Source organism: Cognatilysobacter bugurensis (assembly GCF_014652095.1).
GTDB lineage: Bacteria > Pseudomonadota > Gammaproteobacteria > Xanthomonadales > Xanthomonadaceae > Cognatilysobacter > Cognatilysobacter bugurensis.
The window spans coordinates 1,508,068-1,529,050 of sequence record NZ_BMYD01000001.1 but is presented as its reverse complement, the minus strand read 5'-3'; the positions used below and the strand labels follow the sequence as shown (position 1 = coordinate 1,529,050).

25 protein-coding genes are annotated in these 20,983 nt (G+C 66.5%); 9 read left to right on the top strand and 16 right to left on the bottom strand.

What is annotated here, in order from left to right; genetic code table 11:
- Positions 1 to 26 precede the first annotated feature (26 nt).
- Both pdxH and IE075_RS06945 read left to right on the top strand, forming a co-directional pair.
- Positions 27 to 626: a pyridoxamine 5'-phosphate oxidase gene (gene pdxH / locus IE075_RS06950; RefSeq protein WP_229792351.1), complete on the top strand. Its 600-nt coding sequence runs from the start codon at positions 27 to 29 to the stop codon at positions 624 to 626.
- 95 nt (positions 627 to 721) lie between these two features.
- The gene (locus tag IE075_RS06945) at positions 722 to 1,501 is read left to right on the top strand and encodes an ABC transporter substrate-binding protein (protein WP_229792392.1); all 780 of its coding nucleotides are present in this window, start codon (positions 722 to 724) and stop codon (positions 1,499 to 1,501) included.
- 78 nt (positions 1,502 to 1,579) lie between these two features.
- On the opposite strand, the gene IE075_RS06940 is transcribed toward IE075_RS06945, so the two are convergent.
- Genes IE075_RS06940 through IE075_RS06930 form a run of 3 tightly spaced genes read right to left on the bottom strand, consistent with a single transcriptional unit; the run spans position 1,580 to position 3,732 of the window.
- The gene (locus IE075_RS06940) at positions 1,580 to 2,152 is read right to left on the bottom strand and encodes a DUF4426 domain-containing protein (protein WP_189454573.1); all 573 of its coding nucleotides are present in this window, start codon (positions 2,150 to 2,152) and stop codon (positions 1,580 to 1,582) included.
- Positions 2,153 to 2,159: 7 nt separating this feature from the next.
- Positions 2,160 to 3,011, bottom strand: coding sequence for a pyrroline-5-carboxylate reductase (proC, locus tag IE075_RS06935; protein ID WP_189454571.1), 852 nt, complete (start codon positions 3,009 to 3,011; stop codon positions 2,160 to 2,162).
- A gap of 31 nt (positions 3,012 to 3,042) precedes the next feature.
- Complete coding sequence (locus IE075_RS06930) at positions 3,043 to 3,732, bottom strand: YggS family pyridoxal phosphate-dependent enzyme (RefSeq protein ID WP_189454569.1); 690 nt, start codon at positions 3,730 to 3,732, stop codon at positions 3,043 to 3,045.
- Between the two features lie 114 nt (positions 3,733 to 3,846).
- On the opposite strand from IE075_RS06930, the gene IE075_RS06925 reads away from it, so the two are divergent.
- From IE075_RS06925 to IE075_RS06905, 5 genes are all read left to right on the top strand, one after another.
- Positions 3,847 to 4,884 (top strand): type IV pilus twitching motility protein PilT, encoded by a 1,038-nt coding sequence (locus tag IE075_RS06925; RefSeq protein WP_189454567.1) that lies wholly within the window; start codon positions 3,847 to 3,849, stop codon positions 4,882 to 4,884.
- A gap of 124 nt (positions 4,885 to 5,008) precedes the next feature.
- On the top strand, positions 5,009 to 6,157 hold the full coding sequence (locus IE075_RS06920) for a PilT/PilU family type 4a pilus ATPase (protein ID WP_189454565.1): 1,149 nt from the start codon (positions 5,009 to 5,011) through the stop codon (positions 6,155 to 6,157).
- 115 nt (positions 6,158 to 6,272) lie between these two features.
- Positions 6,273 to 6,839 (top strand): YqgE/AlgH family protein, encoded by a 567-nt coding sequence (locus IE075_RS06915; protein WP_189454563.1) that lies wholly within the window; start codon positions 6,273 to 6,275, stop codon positions 6,837 to 6,839.
- Positions 6,836 to 7,321 (top strand): Holliday junction resolvase RuvX, encoded by a 486-nt coding sequence (gene ruvX, locus IE075_RS06910; protein WP_189454561.1) that lies wholly within the window; start codon positions 6,836 to 6,838, stop codon positions 7,319 to 7,321. The genes IE075_RS06915 and ruvX overlap by 4 nt, the downstream gene beginning before the upstream one ends.
- A 24-nt stretch (positions 7,322 to 7,345) precedes the next feature.
- Positions 7,346 to 8,266 (top strand): aspartate carbamoyltransferase catalytic subunit, encoded by a 921-nt coding sequence (locus IE075_RS06905; protein ID WP_189454559.1) that lies wholly within the window; start codon positions 7,346 to 7,348, stop codon positions 8,264 to 8,266.
- A gap of 676 nt (positions 8,267 to 8,942) precedes the next feature.
- Here IE075_RS06905 and IE075_RS06900 read toward each other — a convergent pair.
- The 7 genes from IE075_RS06900 to IE075_RS06870 form a co-directional block, all read right to left on the bottom strand.
- The gene (locus IE075_RS06900; RefSeq protein ID WP_189454557.1) at positions 8,943 to 9,341 is read right to left on the bottom strand and encodes an energy transducer TonB; all 399 of its coding nucleotides are present in this window, start codon (positions 9,339 to 9,341) and stop codon (positions 8,943 to 8,945) included.
- A gap of 831 nt (positions 9,342 to 10,172) precedes the next feature.
- Complete coding sequence (locus IE075_RS06895) at positions 10,173 to 10,382, bottom strand: hypothetical protein (protein WP_189454555.1); 210 nt, start codon at positions 10,380 to 10,382, stop codon at positions 10,173 to 10,175.
- Positions 10,383 to 10,462: 80 nt separating this feature from the next.
- Positions 10,463 to 10,711, bottom strand: coding sequence for a hypothetical protein (locus IE075_RS06890; protein ID WP_189454554.1), 249 nt, complete (start codon positions 10,709 to 10,711; stop codon positions 10,463 to 10,465).
- 528 nt (positions 10,712 to 11,239) lie between these two features.
- A complete protein-coding gene (locus IE075_RS06885) occupies positions 11,240 to 11,512 on the bottom strand; it encodes a DUF1871 family protein (RefSeq protein ID WP_189454552.1) in 273 nt (90 codons plus the stop codon).
- A gap of 82 nt (positions 11,513 to 11,594) precedes the next feature.
- On the bottom strand, positions 11,595 to 12,068 hold the full coding sequence (locus IE075_RS06880; RefSeq protein ID WP_189454550.1) for a hypothetical protein: 474 nt from the start codon (positions 12,066 to 12,068) through the stop codon (positions 11,595 to 11,597).
- Between the two features lie 170 nt (positions 12,069 to 12,238).
- The gene (locus IE075_RS06875; protein ID WP_189454548.1) at positions 12,239 to 12,451 is read right to left on the bottom strand and encodes a hypothetical protein; all 213 of its coding nucleotides are present in this window, start codon (positions 12,449 to 12,451) and stop codon (positions 12,239 to 12,241) included.
- Positions 12,452 to 12,472: 21 nt separating this feature from the next.
- Positions 12,473 to 13,057: a hypothetical protein gene (locus IE075_RS06870; protein ID WP_189454546.1), complete on the bottom strand. Its 585-nt coding sequence runs from the start codon at positions 13,055 to 13,057 to the stop codon at positions 12,473 to 12,475.
- Between the two features lie 485 nt (positions 13,058 to 13,542).
- Between IE075_RS06870 and IE075_RS06865 the strand changes: the two genes are divergently transcribed.
- Together IE075_RS06865 and IE075_RS15615 are read left to right on the top strand one after the other, a co-directional pair.
- A complete protein-coding gene (locus IE075_RS06865) occupies positions 13,543 to 14,490 on the top strand; it encodes an integron integrase (RefSeq protein ID WP_229792391.1) in 948 nt (315 codons plus the stop codon).
- 40 nt (positions 14,491 to 14,530) lie between these two features.
- Entirely contained in the window at positions 14,531 to 14,683 is a 153-nt protein-coding gene (locus tag IE075_RS15615) for a hypothetical protein (protein ID WP_229792350.1), read from the top strand.
- A gap of 284 nt (positions 14,684 to 14,967) precedes the next feature.
- Here IE075_RS15615 and mgtE read toward each other — a convergent pair whose 3' ends face one another.
- From mgtE to hprK, 6 genes are all read right to left on the bottom strand, one after another.
- A complete protein-coding gene (gene mgtE, locus IE075_RS06860) occupies positions 14,968 to 16,329 on the bottom strand; it encodes a magnesium transporter (RefSeq protein WP_189454544.1) in 1,362 nt (453 codons plus the stop codon).
- A gap of 185 nt (positions 16,330 to 16,514) precedes the next feature.
- Entirely contained in the window at positions 16,515 to 18,236 is a 1,722-nt protein-coding gene (gene ptsP, locus IE075_RS06855; protein WP_189454542.1) for a phosphoenolpyruvate--protein phosphotransferase, read from the bottom strand.
- 3 nt (positions 18,237 to 18,239) lie between these two features.
- Positions 18,240 to 18,509: an HPr family phosphocarrier protein gene (locus IE075_RS06850; protein WP_189454539.1), complete on the bottom strand. Its 270-nt coding sequence runs from the start codon at positions 18,507 to 18,509 to the stop codon at positions 18,240 to 18,242.
- 135 nt (positions 18,510 to 18,644) lie between these two features.
- On the bottom strand, positions 18,645 to 19,037 hold the full coding sequence (locus tag IE075_RS06845) for a PTS sugar transporter subunit IIA (protein WP_189454538.1): 393 nt from the start codon (positions 19,035 to 19,037) through the stop codon (positions 18,645 to 18,647).
- A 122-nt stretch (positions 19,038 to 19,159) separates the two neighbouring features.
- Positions 19,160 to 20,032, bottom strand: a complete 873-nt coding sequence (gene rapZ / locus IE075_RS06840; RefSeq protein WP_268244916.1) for an RNase adapter RapZ — start codon at positions 20,030 to 20,032, stop codon at positions 19,160 to 19,162.
- Positions 20,029 to 20,979: an HPr(Ser) kinase/phosphatase gene (gene hprK, locus IE075_RS06835; protein WP_189454873.1), complete on the bottom strand. Its 951-nt coding sequence runs from the start codon at positions 20,977 to 20,979 to the stop codon at positions 20,029 to 20,031. The genes rapZ and hprK overlap by 4 nt, the downstream gene beginning before the upstream one ends.
- Positions 20,980 to 20,983: the final 4 nt, after the last annotated feature.

Here is a 20,983-nt window from a genome sequence, read left to right as displayed (position 1 = left end):
TGCGCGTGCAGCGCCACAATGCGCACATGACGACTGCCCTGCTCGACGACGCCCTCGCCACGTTCGACGCGCTGTTCGAAGAAGCGCGCATTGCCGGCGAGCCCGATCCCACCGCGATGGCGGTGGCCACCGCCGGCCTGGACGCCCGCCCGTCCGTGCGCATGGTGCTGCTCAAGGCGCACGACGCGCGCGGCTTCGTGTTCTACACGCATCTCGACGGCCGCAAGGGGCGTGACCTGCAGGCCAACCCGCACGCCGCGCTGCTGTTCCATTGGCCGCGTGTGCGTGAAGGCATCCAGGTGCGCATCGAAGGCGCGGTCGAGACCGTCTCCGACGACGAGGCCGACGCGTACTTCGCCAGTCGCCCGCGCGGCAGCCAGCTCGGTGCGTGGGCGTCGAAGCAGTCGGAGACGCTCGAGTCGCCGGATGCGTTCGTCGAACGCCTGGCGCACGTCGAGCGCGAGTTCGACGGCCGCGACGTGCCGCGCCCGCTGCGCTGGACGGGCCTGCGCGTGAAGCCCGAGCGCATCGAGTTCTGGTTCGGCGCCGCATACCGGCTGCACGAGCGCTGGCTGTACGAGGGCGACCTCACCGGCGCGTGGTCGAAGCGGATGCTCTATCCGTGACGGCGCCCGATTCCGACGTCGCGCGTTCGACGGCGGCGCACGCGGCCGATAGCGCCGCCCCGCCGGTCACGGCGGGCGCGGTCGGCCCGCAGCGCATCGTCTGCCTCACCGAAGAGCCGACCGAGACGCTGTACGCCCTCGGGCAGCAGCACCGCATCGTCGGCATCAGCGGTTTCACCGTGCGCCCCGCGATCGCGCGCAAGGAAAAGCCCAAGGTCAGCGCGTTCACGAGCGCGAAGATCGACGAGATCCTGCGGCTCGAGCCGGACTTCGTGGTCGGGTTTTCCGACATCCAGGCCGACATTGCGTCCGCATTGATCCGTCACGGCGTCGAGGTGTGGATCAGCAACCACCGCAGCGTCCCCGGCATCCTCGATTACATCCGCCGGCTCGGCGCACTCGTCGGCGTCGCCGACCAGGCCAATGCGTATGCCGACGAACTGCAGCGCGGGCTCGATGCCATCGAAGCGCAGGCGGCCACGCTGCCGCGGCGGCCGAAGGTCTATTTCGAAGAGTGGGACGAGCCGCTGATCACCGGCATCCGCTGGGTCGTCGAGCTCATGCGTATCGCCGGCGGCGACGACGTGTTTCCCGAGCTCGCAAACGAATCGCTCGCGAAAAACCGCATCCTCGCGACGACCGATCCGGTCGTGCCGCGTGCGCCCGACATCATCTTCGGCTCGTGGTGCGGCAAGAAGTTCCGCCCCGAGAAGGTCGCGGCGCGGCCGGGCTGGGACGCGATCCCGGCCGTGCGCGACGGCGAGCTGCACGAAATCAAATCGCCGCTGATCCTGCAGCCCGGCCCCGCCGCGCTGACCGACGGTGTGCAGGCGCTTTCGCGTGTGATCGACGCCTGGGCGCGCCGCCACGCGTGAGCAAGGCGCGCGCGCCGAATCGGTCATCTCCGCACGACTGATCACCGCCCCCGCATCCGCGCGAGGGCGGCGCCCGGGTCAGGGCTGGCCCGCCGGCCCCGGAGCGGCCGATACCTCGCGGGTCAGCTGCATCGTCTCGCTCGCGCCATCCGGCGTGGTCACGCGGATGTCGAAGCGCAGCGTGTCGGGCAGGTCCGCGTCGACGGCGCCGACGTAATCGACGAGGCCCGCGGTCGGGCGTTCCTCCATCGTGAGGGTCGTGACCTGGCCGCGCAGATCAGTTGCGGTCGCCTGCACCTTGAGCGGCACCGAGGTCAGGTTGCCAACCTCGCCGCGCCGGCCCGACACACGAAGCATCACGAGGTCTTCGCGACGTTCGATGCCGTGCTCGCGCGCGACTTCGACCGGCACCGACGTGGTCGGCATCGCAACCGCATACACGGTGGTCTCGCCGATGCGGGTCTCCACTTGCTGGGTGCTGCCGGGGACCTGGGCGACGCCTACGGGGGAGCCGGAGAACGGGTCAGCCGGGTTGGCGTTCACGGCTGCGGTGGGGGACTCGTCCGCGCCGCAGGCGGCGAGCAGGAGCGCGAGCGCCGCGACGAGGCCGGCGCGGGGCAGGGAAGTGGAAAGGGCAGGGGAACGGGTCATGAACACCTCAGTCGTTTGCGGCCGACAGCGCGCGGCCGCGTTGGGTGGCGGCGGCAATCGCGCGGTCGACTAGATCGCGGAAGCCGCCGGCTTCGAAGGTTTCGATCGCGGCCTGCGTGGTGCCGCCGGGGGAGGTCACGCGCGTGCGCAGCACGTCGGCCGGGTCGTCGAGCTGCACCAGCATCGTCGCCGCGCCCAGCAGCGTCTGCTGCACCAGCGCGCGGGCGGTCTCGGGAGGCAGGCCCTGGGCCACGCCCGCCTGCTGCATCGCCTCGGCGAGCAAGAAGACGTACGCCGGGCCGCTGCCGGACACCGCGGTGACCGCGTCCATCCGTGTTTCGTCGTCGATCCACACGGTCGGGCCTGCGGCATCGAGCAACCGCGATGCGGCGTCGCGTTGGCCGGAATCGACGGCGCCGCTTGCGAACAACCCGGTCACGCCGACGCCGAGCAGTGCCGGCGTGTTCGGCATCGCGCGCACGACAGCCAGCCGGCCGGCATCGTCGCCGAGCCAACGCTGGAGCTGTGCGGCGGTGATGCCCGCGGCGACCGACACGACGAGCGGCGTCTGCGTTCCGGCGATCGGTGCAAGCGCTTCGCACACCGTGCGCATGACCTGCGGTTTGACCGCGAGCATCCAGCACGTCGCGCCGTCCGCGGCCTCCTCCGCGCGCGCGAACGTGCGCACGCCGAAGTCGCGATCAAGCGCGTCGCGCAGTTCGGCCACGGGCTCGGCCACGCGGATCGCATCGGCTGCCATGCCGCGTGCGACCAGGCCGCCGATCAGGCTGCGTGCCATGTTGCCGCCGCCAATGAAGGCGATGGGGCCGGGGAGGGATGGGGCAGCGGTGTCGGTCATGTCGGTCCGTGAATAAAGTGGGGGCGCGGGCTCACGCGCGGTCCGCCGGTCGCGGCGGCCGCGCGCCGAACAGCGCAGTGCCGATGCGCACCATCGTGGCGCCCTCGGAAATCGCGACCGCGCAGTCGTCGCTCATGCCCATCGAGAGCGTATCCACGGCCGGGTGATGCCCGCGCAATGCGTCGAACAGCCCGTGCATGCGGGCAAACGCGGGCCTCCGTTGCTCCGGATCCGGGTGCGGCGTCGGGATCGCCATCAGGCCGCGCAGCACAAGGCGCTCGTGCCCGTGGATCCGGGCGGCCAGTGCTTCGACGTCTTCCGGCGCGCAGCCGTGCTTGCTCGCCTCGTCGTCCACATTGACCTGGATCAGCACCTGCAGCGGCGGCAGGTCGTTCGGGCGGTGCCGGCCGAGGGCATCGACGATCCGGGGTCGGTCGACCGTCTGCACCCAGTCGAACAGCATCGCCGCCTCGCGGGCCTTGTTCGTCTGCAGGTGGCCGATCAGGTGCCACTCCAGGTCCAGCCTGGTCAGCTCGGCCCGCTTGCCCGCCGCCTCCTGCACGTAGTTTTCGCCGAACGCACGCTGGCCCAGTGCCGCCAGTTGTGCGATCGCGGTCGCAGGTTGGAACTTGGATACGGCCAGCAGGCGCGGTTGCGGCTGACGCGCCTGCCGCGCTGCGGTATCTAGGCGGTCCAGAACCTCGTCGAGGGCAGTCGTCACGGGGAAAAACCTGTGCAGGCGCGCCGGATCGATGGCGCAGGTCGGTGGCTATACTGCCGCGCAGGGGATCATCCGTTCCACATTCAGCTGCACGGGAGTGCGGGGAGCACGCTCATGGATATCGCCGAACTGTTGGCATTCTCGGTCAAGAACAAGGCCTCCGACCTTCACCTGTCGGCCGGCTTGCCGCCAATGATCCGCGTGGACGGCGACGTCCGTCGCATCAACATCCCGGCGCTCGACCACAAGCAGGTGCACTCGCTCGTCTACGACATCATGTCGGACAAGCAGCGCCGCGATTACGAGGAGTTCCTCGAAGTCGACTTCTCGTTCGAGATCCCGGGCCTCGCGCGCTTCCGCGTCAACGCGTTCAACCAGAACCGCGGCGCCGGTGCGGTGTTCCGTACGATTCCGTCCGAAGTGCTCACGCTCGACACGCTCGGCTGCCCGCCGATCTTCCGCGAGCTGATCAACCAGCCGCAGGGCCTGATCCTCGTCACCGGCCCGACCGGCTCGGGCAAGTCGACCACGCTCGCGGCGATGATCGACCACATCAACAAGAACGAGTACGGGCACATCCTCTCCGTCGAGGACCCGATCGAGTTCGTGCACACCTCGCAGAAGTGCCTGATCAACCAGCGCGAAGTGCACCGCGACACGCACGGCTTCAACGAGGCGCTCCGTTCGGCGCTGCGCGAAGACCCCGACTACATCCTCGTCGGCGAGCTTCGTGACCTCGAGACGATCCGCCTCGCGCTGACCGCCGCGGAAACCGGCCACCTCGTGTTCGGCACGCTGCACACCTCCAGCGCCGCGAAGACGGTCGACCGCATCATCGACGTGTTCCCCGCCGGCGAAAAGCCGATGGTGCGCTCGATGCTGTCCGAGTCGCTGCGCGCGGTGATCAGCCAGTCGTTGCTCAAGAAGGTCGGCGGCGGCCGCACCGCGGCCTGGGAAATCATGGTCGGCATCCCGGCGATCCGTAACCTCATCCGTGAGGACAAGGTCGCGCAGATGTACTCGTCGATCCAGACCGGCCAGCAGTACGGCATGCAGACGCTCGACCAGCACCTGCAGGACCTCGTCAAGCGAGGTCTCATCCTCAAGCCGCAGGCGCGCGAGTACGCGAAGGACAAGCGGCTGTTCGACTGATCGGCCGCGTTCGCGGAATCGGGACCCGGCGCGCGTTCGGTGGCGCCGGCTCGCCCGATGATGCGACGGTCCGCGCGGCGTCCGCGTCGCGCTTCCCTTCCACGGTTCCCAAGGCGCATCCCCCATGAGCACCGCCCCGGCCGGCACCGGCATCGATTTCACCTCGTTCCTCAAACTGATGGCGCAGCAGAAGGCGTCCGACCTGTTCATCACCGCCGGCATGCCGCCGTCGATGAAGGTCCACGGCAAGATCTCGCCGATCACGCAAAGCCCGCTCACGCCGCAGCAGTCGCGCGATCTCGTGCTCAACGTGATGACCCCGCCGCAGCGCGAGGAGTTCGAAAAGACCCACGAGTGCAACTTCGCGATCGGTCTGGCGGGCGTCGGCCGCTTCCGCGTCTCGTGCTTCTACCAGCGCAACCAGGTCGGCATGGTGCTGCGTCGCATCGAGAGCAAGATCCCGACCCTCGACGAACTGCAGCTGCCGCCGATCCTCAAGACGCTCGCGATGACCAAGCGCGGCGTCATCATCTTTGTTGGCGCAACCGGCACCGGCAAGTCGACCTCGCTCGCCGCGATGATCGGCTACCGCAACCAGAACTCGACCGGCCACATCATCACGATCGAAGACCCGATCGAATTCGTGCACAAGCACGAGGGCTGCATCATCACCCAGCGCGAGGTCGGAATCGACACCGACAGCTGGGAGGCCGCGCTCAAGAACACGCTGCGACAGGCGCCTGACGTGATCATGATCGGCGAGGTCCGCACCCGCGAAGGCATGGACCATGCGATCGCGTTCGCCGAGACCGGCCACCTGGTGCTGTGCACGCTGCATGCGAACAACGCAAACCAGGCGATGGACCGCATCATCAACTTCTTCCCGGAAGACCGCCGCCACCAGCTGCTGATGGACCTCTCGCTCAACCTCAAGGGCGTGGTCGCGCAGCAGCTGATCCCGACGCCGGACGGCAAGGGCCGGCGCGTCGCGATGGAGGTCCTGCTGGGCACGCCGCTGGTGCAGGACTACATCCGCGATGGCGAGATCCACAAGCTGAAGGAGGTCATGAAGGAGTCGACCAACCTCGGCATGAAGACCTTCGACCAGGCGCTGTTCGAGCTCTATCAGGCCGGCGAGATCGCCTACGAGGATGCGCTGCGTTACGCCGACTCGCAGAACGAGGTGCGCCTGCGCATCAAGCTCGCGCAGGGCGGCGATGCGAAGACGCTCGCGGCAGGCCTCGACGGGGTCGAGGTGTTCGAGGCGCGCTGACCGCGGGCCAGCGGACTTCGGACGAAGGGGCGGGTGACCGCCCCTTCTTCGTTTCCGGCGCGGGCCCGGGCATGCCCGCGCAGCCGGCTCACGCCGCGGCCGCTAGAATGCGCCCATGCCGATCGAGTCGACGCCTCTCCAGAACCAGCTGCTGATCGCCCTGCCCACGATGTCGGATGCGCGCTTTGAGCGCGCCGTCGCACTGATCTGCCAGCACGACGGCGATGGCGCCCTGGGCATCGTGATCAACCGCCCGTCCGAATACACGCTCGGCGATGTGCTGTCGCAAGTCGGCTTCGACGGCGGTGACGCGCATCTGCGCAGCCAGCCCGTTCTGGCGGGTGGCCCGATGCATCCCGAGCGCGGCTTCGTCGTCCACGACGGGGGGCTGCACTGGGACTCGTCGCTGCGGATCGCCGAAGGGCTGTACCTCACGACGTCTCGGGACATCCTCGAATCGATGGCGCAGGGCGAGGGCCCCGCGAATGCGATCGTCGCACTCGGCTGCGCCGGGTGGGGCACGGGGCAGCTCGAGGAGGAGCTCGTGGAAAACAGCTGGCTCACCGCGCCGTCCGATCATGAGCTCGTCTTCGCGTTGCCGCTCGATACGCGCTGGCACGCCGCCGCGGGCCGCATCGGCGTCAACTTCATCCACCTGGCCGACTACACGGGCCACGCATGAGCGACGCACCGCACGAAATCCGACGCGATGGCACCGTGCTGGGCTTCGATGTCGGCGCGCGTCGCATCGGTGTGGCGGTCGGCAGCCCGTTCGGGCACGGTGCGCGTGCGATCGCGGTGGTCGACGTGCATCAGGACCGCCCGAGTTGGGACGCGATCGATCGCCTGCACAAGGAATGGCGACCGGCCGGCTTCATCGTGGGCGACCCGCTCACGCTCGACGGCGGCGACCAGCCTGCCCGCAAGCGCGCGCACGCATTCGCGCGGATGCTGCACGAGCGCTACAAGCTCCCGGTCGTACTCGTCGACGAGCGCGCGAGTTCGATCGAAGCGGCCCAGCGCTTCGCCGGCGAGCGCGCAGACGGCCGCAAGCGCCGGCGCGACGCCGACGCGCTGGACGCCGTCGCGGCCGCGATCATCGTCGAACGCTGGCTCGCAGCGCCTGACGATGCGACGCCGCTCGCCGTGTCGCGTCCGTCCTGACGAACTCACTTTCCGGACATTTTCATGGACCACCTGCTCACACTCGAAGGACTTCCGCGCGCGGCGCTCGTCGAGTTGCTCGACCGCGCCCAGCACTTCGCGGACGTCGGTGGGGACCGCGCCGCGCTCGCCGGGACGGCGGTCTGCACGCTCTTCTTCGAGCCCTCGACCAGGACGCGAATGAGCTTCCAGCTCGCCGCCCAGCGGCTCGGAGCGGACGTCCTCAACTTCGACGTCTCCACCTCGTCGGCCCGCAAGGGGGAGACGGCGCTTGACACCATGCGCAACCTCGAGGCGATGGGCGTACGCGGTTTCATCGTGCGCCACCACGACGACGGCGCGGTTGCCTCCCTTGCGCGCGAGGCTGCGGCCGGCACGGCACTCGTCAACGCAGGGGACGGGCGCAGCGCGCATCCCACGCAGGGACTGCTCGACATGCTCACGCTGCGCCAGGCCAAGGGCGATGCATTCGACCGGCTCAAGGTCGCGATTGTCGGCGACGTCAAACACTCGCGTGTCGCGCGCTCCGACCTGCATGCGCTTCGCACGCTCGGCGGCGATGACATCGACATCCGCGCATGCGGCCCGCGAACGCTGCTGCCTGATGACGGCACCCTCCGAGGCTGCACGGTCACGGACGACCTCGATGAAGCACTGGACGGTGTCGACGCGGTAATGATGCTGCGCCTGCAGCGCGAGCGAATGGAGGAAGGCCTCGTAGATTCGCTCGAGAATTACCACCGCGACTATGGGCTCACCCGGAGCCGCCTGCAGCGCGCCGCGCCCGATGCCGTTGTGCTGCACCCGGGGCCCATCAATCGCGGCGTCGAAATCACCGACGACGTCGCGGACGGTCCCCAGTCGCTGATCCTGCGCCAGGTTGCCAATGGCGTGGCCGTGCGAGCGGCGGTGCTTGAGCGGTTGCTGGGTCGGCGCGCGTCATAGAAACGCGACTCACAGAAGTGGGTTGAGGTGCGCAGCCACCGAAGCTCGGCTGCGCCACTGTTTCGTCCATGGCCGCACGCCTGCCGGCGGTCCCGGTCGAAGATCAGCCGGCCGCGGCTCCCCGGTGGAGTCCGGGAATACCTGCCGTTGGCAAGCCGCCAGGGCTCGCGATCGGAGACCTCATCTACTTAGGCGCTCGTCGAACCTTGTGCCTAAGCAGCCGTGTGATCTGGGCACCGCATAGCATGATGGTCCGTGCATGCAGTAGCAGCTGCTCCACCGATCGCTCCCGAAGCACTGCCGAGATCGATCAACCGCATGCGTCGACGGGTCGATCGCTGCGCGACCAACTCTTCCGGCAGCCACGGCTCTGTCCGCCCCGCGGTAGTCGGCCGCTATGTCTACGATGGTCGGCGGATGCACGCGACACATCCAAGCTTAGCTAAAAAACAGCTCAAGGCCGCAGCCGGCGAGCGCAGCACGGCATGTGGCTAATGGAGCGATCAACGCTCTATCCGCCGATCCAGCGTTTCGAAGTCGCTATTAGGTTAGCGGGGGCCGCCTCAGCCACGGGTGCCCGACCCTGTTCGCGCGTCTAGACATTCCAGCACCGCCCGCGAGTTGACTCGGACCCGGTCCCGAAACCGCGCATGTTTGGCCGACTTGTTGGGCCCCATTAGAACTCCAGTTCAAACCGGCGAGTGACGGTTGCCTCAACTCGCGTTCCATCCTTCACCGCTGGAAAATGAGGCCAGACTTGAATGGCTGCTGCCACATGCTTACCGAACTTGCTGTCGGACGACGATTCAAGCACCACGTTTCGGGCTTTCCCATCCACCCCGACAGTGTAGGTCATCACCGCCCAGCCCGACTTATGGCCGTGGATGTACGACATCGGAAAAAGTGGAGGCAACCCCCTTGCTCGTTTGAACTTCGGTGCTTCATCCCAGTGTATGGACTCCTCCAGAAGTTCTTCATTTGCGGCCTCGTCGCGAGACGCATCCTGGGCAAAGACCGGCAGGCACACTGCCGACACGAGTGCTGCGGCGAATGCCGCGCAAGGACGATTGGTCATGATCAAACCCCGTGTATGAAGTAGCGTCTGACCCGAGCGGCGCCGCGAGGTCAGCTTGGATGAATTGTTAGTCTCCGCAACCTACTTCGCCGACCGTCGTTGAATGCCCAGCCCATCACGGCCCCTGCCAAGCCGGCGAGATGACCCTTCTGGAGAACCGGTCGCGTACGGACCGTGCGACCGCCGCAATAATAGCTGAGCGAGTGGAAGAGTCTTCTGCGAAAACTGCCGTTCCACGAGCTTCTGCCGCTATCTTATGGCAGAGATTCCTGCGAGCCCCTTAGTCAAAGTCGAAAACGGCGCGTGCAATCCTGTCAACTTCCCTGTCGTCCATCTGCGCAGGCCACCCCGGCCAGCGCCTAACGCCCGAGCTAAGCCGAGCCGCGAAATGGTCGTGGCTTGCGCCAGCCGTCAGAGGGTGTCAGCGATCGTGCGGCCCAGTACAGCCGTGAGGTAGAACTCGCACACCATGTGGATATCCGCAGCTTCCTCTGAGGCCGCTGTCCACTTCCCGACTCGTTGGGCATTGCGTCACAGCGCTCACGCGAGCAGTCGCCTACCGACTCGCCTTCTTAGTCCGAACCTTCGTTATCGCGGTGCTAGACAAGCGGTGCGCTCCCGTCTTTCGGGGTAGCACACAGGTGATCGCATACGTAATCCTTGCGTACGTGTCCATGTGTACGGCAGACGACTTTCCGGTCGCTCATTTGTTGGTGCATCCTCTAACACCTGAGTTAAGCCGAACCGCTGCCGGGTGTTGCCGAAGTCCGGCTGCTTGAGCAGCCGGACCTTTCGACGAAGCCACGAAGCGGTGTCGGCTTGGACGATTTGTTAGGCGCCATGATGCTGCCCGGAGGCCGGGCCGCTCAAGCCCAGAATGGCCGCTGCCGATTGGCTGGCGTGTTGCGGAGCGAGGCGTGCTTGCTCGAGCACGACAACCAGCGCGTCGAAGTCTTGAGACGCGACTGCAGCGTCGAACTCTCGAAGCAGGTTGAAGTGTGCGAGTCGCTCGTTAACCGTCATTCCAGCAACCGAATGCATCTGTCTAAGGCTCCGCGGCGCCTAACACCTGAGTTAAGCCGCGCCGCGAAGCGGCGTCGGCTTGGACGAACTGTTAGGCGTCACCTGCCGCCCCAACGCCAGCGTGGAGGCTCGCCCTTTAGCCAGCACACCGCCAGCAGGGCCAGCGTGAGCAAGGTGAAGTACGCCGCGTAGCGAACTGGCTCGGCATCCGGTGGCACTCGGGCCGACAGCGCGACAATGCCGACAACATATGCGGCGAGGACGACCCAGCCCTGCCACGCAACAGGGAAGCCCCAGCCCCAGCCGTAAGTCTTAGCCGGGAACCAATAGCGCTTATCTCCTAGCATCGCGACCTCCTGCAGTGACTGTGACGCCTAACACCTGAGCTAAGCCGCGCCGCGAAGCGGCGTCGGCTTGGACGAATTGTTAGGGCGCTCCTTCGCACTGGGGCAACGGAAGCGGACGAACTTCTCGCCAGAGGTAGTTTCCCAAACCAATTCATTGCCGTCACGGGACAGGTCGAACTGCGTTGCCGACAGCCAAACCTCGCCCTCACCGGACAGCTCCAAAATGAGAGCCAGCTCCCGGCCGCGTGCAACTGCTGCTCTCACCGGGCCCGAGCTCTCCCAAAACCTGACCCTGCGGGGCTCGATGTAGAGGAGCGACTCATCTGTGCCTTTTCCGCACTGGGACACATCGGGGTTCCACTCGCCAAGGAACCTGTGTGGGATGGCAGAACCGCCGGCTGCAGCGATAACTGGTGCGAGCGCGAGAGCAAGAACCGCAAGAGTCCGCACGATATCCATACTCTCTCCTGAGCGCCCTAACACCTGAGTTAAGCCGAACCGCGAAGCGGTTTCGGCTTGGACGAATTGTTAGGCGGCAGGCAACAGCTTTGCACGGCCCAACGCCATGTAGATCTCCTGGGCGGGCTCAAAGCAGTCGACCGGCGAGAACCCGCCGGGCTCGAACGCATCTGAGAACACCGCAGAGATTGCCTTCGCGACGTCCTCGACGTCCCGACAGCGAGGAATGCGAGCGACAATCTTAGCGATCTCATCACCGAACTCGTCCGCCGGGGCGCCTTCGGCAATGAGACTGTAAGGATCCCACGCGCGGATCAAGCGGCCGACAATCTCCAATGCCATTTTGTAGTCGCTGCGATCTCTCACTGCCGCCTAACACCTGAGTTAAGCCGAACCGCGAAGCGGTTTCGGCTTGGACGAATTGTTAGGCCGCATGACACGGCCTCCATGCGCGAATACCCAAGAACACGCCGTTTAGGGCGAAGAAGGCGCTAAGCCAAAGTGCAAACTTCATATCTGAGCCCCATGCCTCTTCCACGTCTTTCAAGGGGCGGACGACGCTCCCGCTCACGGAGAGCTGGTAGACCTCATAGAACTCTTCATCGGTGCCAGGGGCCCCAACCGTCTGCGCCGGATCGAACCAGACGGTTATAGGCTGGCCGACTGCGCTGTTGATAGCACTATGAACACGGTCTACGGCGCCGCCCTTCGAAGCATAGTTAAAGTCCTCGGGGACTCGTTCCAGGTCGAATCGTATGCCGTATCGCCCTTTTTCTACCCAAACAATCCGACCTGTTGCGATTTTAAGCTGGCTGAGCTCGGGCAGCCCGGAATAGCTGACCCACGAGTAGAATGCGATGATGCTTATCGCGAGCGAAAGCACTGCATAGAGCAGCAATGTGGGACTGGTTGGCTTGCTTAGATGCACGGTTGCGGCCTAACACCTGAGTTAAGCCGCGCCGCTGCCTGATGACGCCGACGGCTGGTCGCACGAGCGACCTGACCTTTCAACGAAGCCATGAAGCGGTGTCGGCTTGGACGAATTGTTAGGCCGCATGCCTGCGCTACCTACTCACCGAACGTTACCACCAGCATCCACACCCCTGCGCCGACGTGCAGCAGACCCAGGAGCACTGCCACCCACCGATAGGCCTCCCAAGACTGGTCTCCCGGCCAGTACTCGTCCAGGTGCAGAAACCACAACGGCGACGTTCTGGTCCAGATGGACCTTATGCCAAAGCCGATCAGTAATGCAGCGAGCAAGGCGCCAATGATCTTCATGCTTGCGGCCTAACACCTGAGTTAAGCCGACCCGCGAAGCGGGTTCGGCTTGGACGAATTGTTAGGGCTTATCTCGCGCAACGCAGATACTGCTTCTTGCCAGGCCTGAGATGCGAACAACTTGCGCCGGTTGGTCAGAACTATTGATACTCTCTGCGCGATGATCCCGCCGTACTGCATGAGCTCCGGCACATCTAGGCTCGTTTGGATGTGCTGATTGCAACGTGCCGAGTAAAGCCCCAAGTTTTCGAGACTGTGGCAACTTGCCGCATTCTGGTTTCGGGACATCACGTGGCCCCATTCATACTTGATGTAGGCGAACTCCCAATTTTTGGGTGAGTTCCAACAAAGGGGAAGCTCGGTTCCTTCCACATGGAACATCGGGCGATGATCCTGAGCCGCGAATAGCAGGCCAATGATCCGCTTTAACTGAGTTCTCTTTGCTGCTGGAGTCACATCAAACCCAGCTGCCCGCAAGTGAGGGCACAGCGTCTTGCAGAGCCTATTCTTCGGGTCGTGTTCGATCTCGTACGCGTAGGCTCTCTCGCCAGCCTCGTGCAGGCGCTTGCGATGCTCCCTAAGGGTTCGAGTGGCGTTCTTGTCCATAGTGAGCCCTAACAACAAGTAGACCCCAAAGGAGGGGTGTTGCAGCGTATGGTTGCCGGCGCCCTTCGGTGGGTCAAGATTTTTCCTACGCTCGATCAATGCTTTACCTGATCGACGGCAGCGCACGGCGATGTGATGCTCGTTTCGTTCCCGCTAAGAGCCTGCGTATGAGTTACGTCCTGCGAAACGGGGTTTGCTTACGTCTTGTGGTTCAGGAAGAGCGGGACGAGAGTGCGTATTCGTCGGTCGGTCCGGCGGGCCTGGATCCGCTGACGAAGACTCCCGAGCTGCGGTCAGTGCCACGCGCCGCCACCGCTATGGGTCACCGGGACGCGAAGGCGCCAGTCGAGGCGGACGGCCGTCAGGGTCCGACGGTCACGCGAGCTCGCGGCATGCCGGGCGGCGGGACTCCGGGTCGGGGCTCCCCGAGCGGGCGTCCCGCCTCAGCCGACCCGGCATCGCGAGCGCCGCCGCGCGGCGTGGGGCTGCTGGATGAGGTGCGACGACGGGTGCGCGTCCGCCACTTCAGCATCCGCACGGAGCAGGCCTACGTCGCGTGGATCAAACGCTTCGTGCTGGCGAACGGGCGGCGGCATCCGCGGGAACTCGGCGCCCCTGAGGTGGAGCGATTCCTGACGACCTTGGCGACCGAAGGGCAGGTGTCGGCGGGTACGCAGACTCAGGCGCTATCGGCGCTGTTGTTTCTGTATCGCGACGTGCTCCGGATGGAGCTGCCGTGGATGGAGAACGTCGTCCGCGCGAAGCGTTCGCAGCGCGTGCCGACGGTGTTGTCGGTGAGCGAGGTGAACCGCCTGCTCGCGGTAATGGACGGTCGCCCATGGCTGCTTGCGAGCTTGCTCTACGGCACCGGCATGCGGCTGCTGGAGTGTCTCAGGCTGCGGATCAAGGACATCGATTTCGCGCGGCACGAGCTGACAATTCGGAACGGCAAGGGCGGAAAGGACCGGCGCACGGTGCTGCCGCGTGCGCTGCTCGAACCGCTGCAACGGGAGATCGAGCGCGCTCGGGTCCTGCACGCGGCGGATCTCGCGGACGGCTTTGGCCAGGTCTGGTTGCCGCATGCGCTTGCCCGCAAATACACGAACGCGGGCACTGATTTCGCGTGGCAATACGTGTTTCCCGCAGTCAAACGCTCCGTCGACCCGCATGCGGGCATCGAGCGGCGGCATCACTTCGACCCGGACATGCTGTCGCGTGCACTGAAGCGCGCGCGGACCGCGGCCGGCATCGTCAAGCCGCTGAGCGCACACACGCTGCGGCACAGCTTCGCAACGCACATGCTCGAAGCGGGTTATGACATCCGCACAGTGCAGGATCTGCTTGGCCATCGCGACGTGAAGACGACGCAGATCTACACGCACGTGCTCGACCGCGGGGCAGGCGGGGTGCTGAGCCCGCTCGATCGGATTTGAGCGCACACGCTCTGCGGTAGACGCTTGACTTGGCACCGCCGTGCATCGCCTTGCTGTCGTACACGTGTCGCACTTGCCGGCTGGAGTGGTGTCGATCGGCCCGCTGGCGCGGGGCGGCCTGGATCTGCACTGCAGCCGCGACCAGATCGCAGGCGTGATGGCGAACTGGGGATGGGTCGAGCACATCGACTAACGCGGGTGCGCTCCCAGCCTTCAACCAAAGTAAGCGATCGCCCCGGCGTGGTGACGACCAGGAGCGCGCGGTCGTTCTGCAGCTGCGCTAATTCGGCCGGCGCGACCATCTTGCGCACCAAGACGTCGCCGACGTCCGCGCCACGCGCTGCCGTGCAACTGCAGTGTCGCGAACCCGGCCGATCACCTGGCCCACGTGCTCGATGCGACTGCGGAATAGGCGTCGACCATTGGACGATCGTCGACCGGCCTGGGCGTCTGTCCGTCCGAGGGCCAGGTAACTAGTCAACCCAGCAGAATGACCGTCGCGAGGCCGAGGAACACCAGGAAGCCCATCGTGTCGGTCACGGTAGTGAGGATCACGCCGCCCGCAAGCGCGGGGTCGAAGCCGAGGCGCTTGAGGGTGAGCGGGACCAATACGCCAGCGGTAGCGGCAAACAGCAGGTTGATCGTCAGGGCGCTGGCAATGACGAGCGAGAGCATCGGCTGGCCGAACCACGCCCAGACGATCAGCCCCAGCACCGTGCCCAGCCCGAGGCCATTGATCAGCGCGACACGCAGTTCCTTCCACAGCAGGATGCGTGCGTTCGATGCGCCAACCTGACCGAGCGCGAGGCCGCGCACCATCAGCGCGAGCACCTGCGTGCCGGCGTTGCCGCCCATTCCCGCGACGATTGGCATCAAGATCGCGAGCGCGACGAGTTCGGCGATCGATTCACTGAATCGGTCGATCACAGTCGTGGCTAGAAACGCCGTCCCGAGATTCACGCCCAGCCACACCATGCGCCGGCGGAACGCACGATGCACGGGCGAGAAGAGGTCCTCGTCCTCATCGAGGCCGGCCGCACTCAGCGCCTGGTGCTCGGCCTGGTCACGAATGATGTCGACGACGTCGTCGATCGTGATGCGGCCGAGCAGGATGTTGTTTTCGTCGACGACGGGGGCGCTGATCCAATCGTTGTCGGCGAACTGGCGTGCGACTTCGGTGTCGGTCTCGCCGACGTCGATCGCAGGCTGCTCGTCGTCGATGAGCTTGTTGATTGGCGCGCCGGGCTCGTGCGTGAGCAGCGCTGCAAGCGCGATGCGCCCGAGGTACTGGTGGCGGCGGCTGACGACGTAGAGGTGGTCGGTGTGCTCGGGCAGCTCGCCGCGCAGGCGCAGGTAGCGCAGCACGACGTCGACCGTCGTGTCGGCGCGCACCGTCACCACGTCCGGATTCATCAGACGACCCGCGGTGTCTTCCGGATAGCTCAGCGCCTGCTCGAGCCGCTCGCGGTTCTCGCGGTCCATCGACTTGAGCACTTCGTCGATGACCGTGTCGGGCAGGTCATCGACCAGGTCCGCGAGGTCGTCGATGTCAAGGTCTTCGACCGCGGCGACGAGCTCGTCCGGGTCCATGTCGGCGATGAGGCTTTCACGCACCTCGTCGCCGACGTGCAGCAGCACTTCGCCGTCGTCCTCGGCGTCGACCAAGCCCCAGACGACTTCGCGCTTGCCCGGGGGCAGCGATTCGAGCAGGTTGCCGATCTCGGCAGGCGAGAGCGTGTTGACGAGGCGACGCACGGGGCCAAGGCGGCCGCTGTCGAGCGCGTCGGAAAGCAGCCGCAATTGGCGCGCGGTTCGATCGTGGCGAATGGTTTCGGCCATGGCGGCGCTCCTGGACGGCGAGAGCCGCTCCGCCGCCGCGCGGGGAACGACCGAATCAGGTGTTCATGGCGCGGATTATCGCCCGCATGGGTCCGGCATGGACAGCGGGATGTGCGGCAACGGGGCTCCCGTCACGCGGACGCGTGCTGGCGACCTGCACGGAGCAGGACACGAACATCCGCGCTTTAGGCTACGGTGTTCGTGCGCAGCCAGTCGAGGATGTCCGCGCGATCACGCGCGCGCATCAGGCTTGGCGCAGCGGCCCGCAGGCGCGCCAGATCGCAATGACGCACGGTGTGGCGCACTTCGAGCAGCAGCCCGGGATGCAGGCTGAACTCCGACAGGCCGAGCGCGAGCAGCAGCGCGGTGAAGCGCGTGTCGCCTGCGATCTCGCCGCAAACCGCCACCTGCTTGCCGCGCGCATTCGCGCGCCGGATCACGCCGCGCAGCATGCGCAGCAAGGCGGGGTGCAGCGGCGTGTACAGGTCGCCGAGTGCGTCGTTGTTGCGATCGGCGGCGAGCAGGTACTGGACCAGATCGTTCGTGCCGATCGAGAGGAAGTCGATGTCGTCGATGTAGCCCGGGAGCGCGAGCGCTGCCGCGGGCACTTCGATCATCGCGCCGAGCGGCACCTCGTCGGCGATCTGATGGCCTTCGCTGCGCAGCTGCGCGGCCAGGCGGTCGATGCGCGCGCGTACGCCGACGATCTCCTCACGCGTCGTGATCATCGGCACGAGGATGCGGACCGGCCCGTAATCCGACGCGCGGAGCAACGCGCGCAGCTGCACGTCGAACAGATGGCTGTTCGCGAGCGAAAGGCGCACGCCGCGCAGGCCGAGCGCGGGGTTCGGCTCATGCCGCAGCGCGAGGCCCGCGCGGTCGGCCTTGTCCGCGCCCAGATCGAGCGTGCGGATCGTCACCGTGCGGCCGGTCATGCCGAGCACGAGGTCGCGATACGCGCGGAACTGTTCTTCCTCGTCGGGCAACTCGCTGCGCTGCAGGAACAGGAATTCGGTGCGATACAGGCCCACGCCCGCCGCACCGAGCGCGTGTGCCTCGGCAACGTCCTCGCGCGATTCGGCGTTTGCCCACAGCCGGATGTCGACGCCGTCCAGCGTGCGCGAGGGTTCGCGGCGCAGGCGATTGAGCTGGCGACGCTCGCGCGCATGGTCGCGCACGCGCTCGCGGTGCTCGCGGAGGTCGTCGGCGTCCGGCTCCAGTACCACGGTGCCGCTGCCGCCGTCGACGCAGAGCACGTCGCCGTCGTTGAGTTTTTGCAGCGCGAGCGACGCGCTGACGATGAGTGGCAGGTGCAGGCTGCGCGCGAGGATAGCCGTGTGCGAAAGCGGGCTGCCCTGCGTGGTGACGACCGCGAGCACGCCTTCGCTCTGCAGCTGCGCAAGTTCGGCCGGCGCGATCGTCTCGCACACCAGGATGTCGCCGGCGCGACCGCGCGGCTCGCCGTCGTGCGAATGCAGCGCCGCGCGGACGCGGCCGATGACCTGGTCGATGTCCTCCACACGGCTGCGGAAATAGGCGTCGTCCATCGCTTCGAACACCGCGGCGATGCGGTCGCGCTGCAGCTTGAGTGCGTAATCCGCGCTGTAGGCGTTCTGGCGGATCAGGTCATCGAGGCCCTGCAGCAGCTCGGGGTCGTCGAGCAGCAGTGCGTGCAGGTCGAGGAATTCGCCGACTTCGTGCGCGAGTGCGCCGTGGAGCCGGCCGCGCAGCGCATGCATTTCCGTGCGCACGCGGCTGATCGCGTCGTGGACGCGATCGAGTTCGGCGTCGACGGCGTCCGCCGGGATGTGCTCTTCGAGCACGTCGAGCGTTGCAGGCAGGCGCACGCGTGCGCGCCCGAGCGCGCTCCCGCGCGAGGCGCCGTGTCCCTGGAACGCTTGCCGCATGCGTCAGTTGTCCTCGTCGAAGCGACGGTCGAACAGCGCCTGCACCGCCTCGGCCGCGGCAGCTTCGTCCTCGCCCTCGACGCGCAGCCGCACCTGGGTGCCTTGGCCGGCGGCGAGCAGCATCACGCCCATGATGCTCTTGGCGTTGATTTCGCGACCTTTTGCCGTGAGCGTTGCGCTGGATTTGAAGCCCGACAGCAGCTGCACGAGTTTCGCGGTGGCCCGCGCGTGCAGGCCGAGGCGGTTGGAGACAACGAGGTCGCGTTCGATCATGTGGGCCTGAAGAGCGAGTTCGGAATTCGGGAGGACACGCGGCACCAGGCGCACGCGCGTGGAGCAGGGGAGGCGCAACTCGCTCGCCACGTGGCGGCAGCCGCGGTCGAATATGCACGCGCGTGCTGGCCGCCGTTAGGCATCGTCGACCACCACGCCGTTGCGGGCCCCGGCGGCGGCCACCGCAGCGAGGGCGTCGAACGGTTGCTCGGCATAGTTCAGCACGCGGAGCAGCATCGGAAGACTCAGCGCCGACACACGGTGCACGGGCGTGCCGAGGTGGGCCACGCGCGCGGCGAGGTTGCTCGGCGTCGCGCCGTACAGATCGGTCAGCACGAGCACGCCGTCGCCCGAGTCGGCGCGTCGCAGCGCGACGCTCGCCTTCGGCAGCAAGATGTCGAGATCGCCGTCGAACGGCACCTCGAACACCTCAACGGCGAGAGGCAACGGGCACACGAGGCGTGTGGCGACTGCGCGCAGCGCGGTGCCGATGCCTTCGTGGGTGATGAGCAGAACGCCAACGGCCATGGCCGGACGTTAACAGACGACCGTGACGCGCCGGAAGCGCGGCCGCGCTACATCACGCGGTGATCCGGCGCTCCGCAGAGCGGCCGCAACCCGCTGCCGAAGCATCGTGTGCCGCCGGCAAATCAATCGAGCTCACGGTGATGCACGGCCACCTCGTTCCAACCGCGCGCACGTGCGTGCTCGGCCATGCGCTCGGCGAGGTACACGGAGCGGTGGCGGCCGCCGGTGCAGCCGAACGCAACGGTGGCGTAGCTGCGTGTCGAATCCGACTGCAGCCGCGGCAGCCACGTGTCGAGGAAGCCGCTCACCTGTCCGGCGTAGAGCGCGACGTCCGGATCGGCGTCCAGATGCTCGCGCACCGCGCCGTCGCGGCCCGACAGCGGGCGCAGCGTTGCGTTCCAGTGCGGGTTGGGCAGGCCGCGCGCGTCGAACACGAAATCCGCGTCCGGCGGAACGCCGCGTCGGTAGGCGAATGATTCGAACAGCAGCGACATTTCGGTGTCGCCGCCAAGCGCGAACTCCTTGATGAGGTGCCGACGCAACTGGTGCACGTTCATCGCGCTGGTGTCGATCACCACATCCGCAATCTGCCGCATCGGCTTGAGCACCTGTCGCTCGAGCGCGATGGCATCCGCCAGCGCGAGGCCGAGTGCGCTCAGCGGATGGCGACGGCGGGTGTCGGCGTAGCGTTTGAGCAGCACGGCGTCGTCGGTTTCGAAGAACACCAGCCGCGGGTCGAATCCGAGCGCGCCGACGGCGGAGAGCCAGTCAGGGAGGTTTGCGAGGTCGCGGCGGTTGCGCACGTCGATGCTCACGGCGAGCTTCGTCGGCGCGCCGTCGTCGGCATCGACGGTCTGCACGAACTGCGGCAGCAACTCGGCGGGCAGGTTGTCGACGCAGTAGAAGTCGACGTCTTCGAGCGTCTTGAGCGCAACGGACTTGCCCGAGCCGGACATGCCGCTGACGATGATCAGGGTGGGCAGGGGCGTGTTCACGTGTCTCCTCGCTCCAGGAAATGACTGTGGCGCGCCATGAACGCGGCGGCGGGGTCGACGCCCTTCTGGCGCAGGATGTGCGTGCGCGTCGCGGCTTCGGTGAGCACCGCGAGGTTGCGGCCGGGCATGACGGGCAGGGTGATCAGCGGCACGTCGAGATCGAGCACGCGGCGCGCGCCGAGATCACCGGTGATGCGCTCGAGGCCGCTCGGCTCGGCATACAGCGACGGCTGCGTGAGATGCACGATGAGGCGCAGGTACTTGTTCCGCTTGACCGCCGTGTCGCCGAACATCTGGCGCACGTTGAGCACGCCGAGGCCGCGCACTTCGAGCATGTCCTGCAGCAGCTCGGGGCAGGTGCCGTCGAGAACATCGGGCGCGATCTGCGTGAATTCGGGGGCGTCGTCAGCAACGAGGCGATGGCCGCGCGTCACGAGTTCGAGCGCAAGCTCGCTTTTGCCTGCGCCGGACTCGCCCGTGATCAGCACACCGATCGAGTAGAGCTCCATGAACACGCCGTGCAGCGTGATGCGCGGCGCGAGCTTGCGCGCGAGGTGGTATTGCAGGTGATTGAAGAGCTCATGGCCGCGGCGCGGGGACACCCACAGCGGCGTGTCGGTCTCCTCCGACGCGATGCGCAGGTCTTCCGGGCACGACTGGTCCTTGCTGATCACGAGCGCGAGCGGGCGGTACTGCATGATCTTTTCGATCGTTTCCCAGCGCGTGCGCGGCTCGAGTCCGTCGAGCCACGCGAGCTCCTCGCTGCCGAGGATCTGCACCTTGTTCGGGTAGATCGTATTGAGGTAGCCGGCCAGCGACGGTCGGCGCGCGAGCGTGTTCTGCGCTTCGAGCCGGCGCGTCTCGCCGCGGTGACCGGCGATCCAACGCAGGCCCAGCGATTCGCGCTGCTGATCGAACAGTTCGAGCGCGGTGATGCGCGCGTTCATCGGG

What these genes read in the sequence shown, in the direction of transcription:
- pdxH (WP_229792351.1), top strand. Translation starts at nt 27, where the DNA reads ATGACGACTGCCCTGCTCGACGACGCCCTCGCCACGTTCGACGCGCTG.
- IE075_RS06940 (WP_189454573.1), bottom strand. Translation starts at nt 2,152, where the DNA reads ATGACCCGTTCCCCTGCCCTTTCCACTTCCCTGCCCCGCGCCGGCCTC.
- proC (WP_189454571.1), bottom strand. Translation starts at nt 3,011, where the DNA reads ATGACCGACACCGCTGCCCCATCCCTCCCCGGCCCCATCGCCTTCATT.
- IE075_RS06925 (WP_189454567.1), top strand. Translation starts at nt 3,847, where the DNA reads ATGGATATCGCCGAACTGTTGGCATTCTCGGTCAAGAACAAGGCCTCC.
- IE075_RS06920 (WP_189454565.1), top strand. Translation starts at nt 5,009, where the DNA reads ATGAGCACCGCCCCGGCCGGCACCGGCATCGATTTCACCTCGTTCCTC.
- IE075_RS06915 (WP_189454563.1), top strand. Translation starts at nt 6,273, where the DNA reads ATGCCGATCGAGTCGACGCCTCTCCAGAACCAGCTGCTGATCGCCCTG.
- ruvX (WP_189454561.1), top strand. Translation starts at nt 6,836, where the DNA reads ATGAGCGACGCACCGCACGAAATCCGACGCGATGGCACCGTGCTGGGC.
- IE075_RS06905 (WP_189454559.1), top strand. Translation starts at nt 7,346, where the DNA reads ATGGACCACCTGCTCACACTCGAAGGACTTCCGCGCGCGGCGCTCGTC.
- IE075_RS06900 (WP_189454557.1), bottom strand. Translation starts at nt 9,341, where the DNA reads ATGACCAATCGTCCTTGCGCGGCATTCGCCGCAGCACTCGTGTCGGCA.
- IE075_RS06895 (WP_189454555.1), bottom strand. Translation starts at nt 10,382, where the DNA reads ATGCATTCGGTTGCTGGAATGACGGTTAACGAGCGACTCGCACACTTC.
- IE075_RS06890 (WP_189454554.1), bottom strand. Translation starts at nt 10,711, where the DNA reads ATGCTAGGAGATAAGCGCTATTGGTTCCCGGCTAAGACTTACGGCTGG.
- IE075_RS06885 (WP_189454552.1), bottom strand. Translation starts at nt 11,512, where the DNA reads ATGGCATTGGAGATTGTCGGCCGCTTGATCCGCGCGTGGGATCCTTAC.
- IE075_RS06875 (WP_189454548.1), bottom strand. Translation starts at nt 12,451, where the DNA reads ATGAAGATCATTGGCGCCTTGCTCGCTGCATTACTGATCGGCTTTGGC.
- IE075_RS06870 (WP_189454546.1), bottom strand. Translation starts at nt 13,057, where the DNA reads ATGGACAAGAACGCCACTCGAACCCTTAGGGAGCATCGCAAGCGCCTG.
- mgtE (WP_189454544.1), bottom strand. Translation starts at nt 16,329, where the DNA reads ATGGCCGAAACCATTCGCCACGATCGAACCGCGCGCCAATTGCGGCTG.
- ptsP (WP_189454542.1), bottom strand. Translation starts at nt 18,236, where the DNA reads ATGCGGCAAGCGTTCCAGGGACACGGCGCCTCGCGCGGGAGCGCGCTC.
- IE075_RS06850 (WP_189454539.1), bottom strand. Translation starts at nt 18,509, where the DNA reads ATGATCGAACGCGACCTCGTTGTCTCCAACCGCCTCGGCCTGCACGCG.
- IE075_RS06845 (WP_189454538.1), bottom strand. Translation starts at nt 19,037, where the DNA reads ATGGCCGTTGGCGTTCTGCTCATCACCCACGAAGGCATCGGCACCGCG.
- hprK (WP_189454873.1), bottom strand. Translation starts at nt 20,979, where the DNA reads ATGAACGCGCGCATCACCGCGCTCGAACTGTTCGATCAGCAGCGCGAA.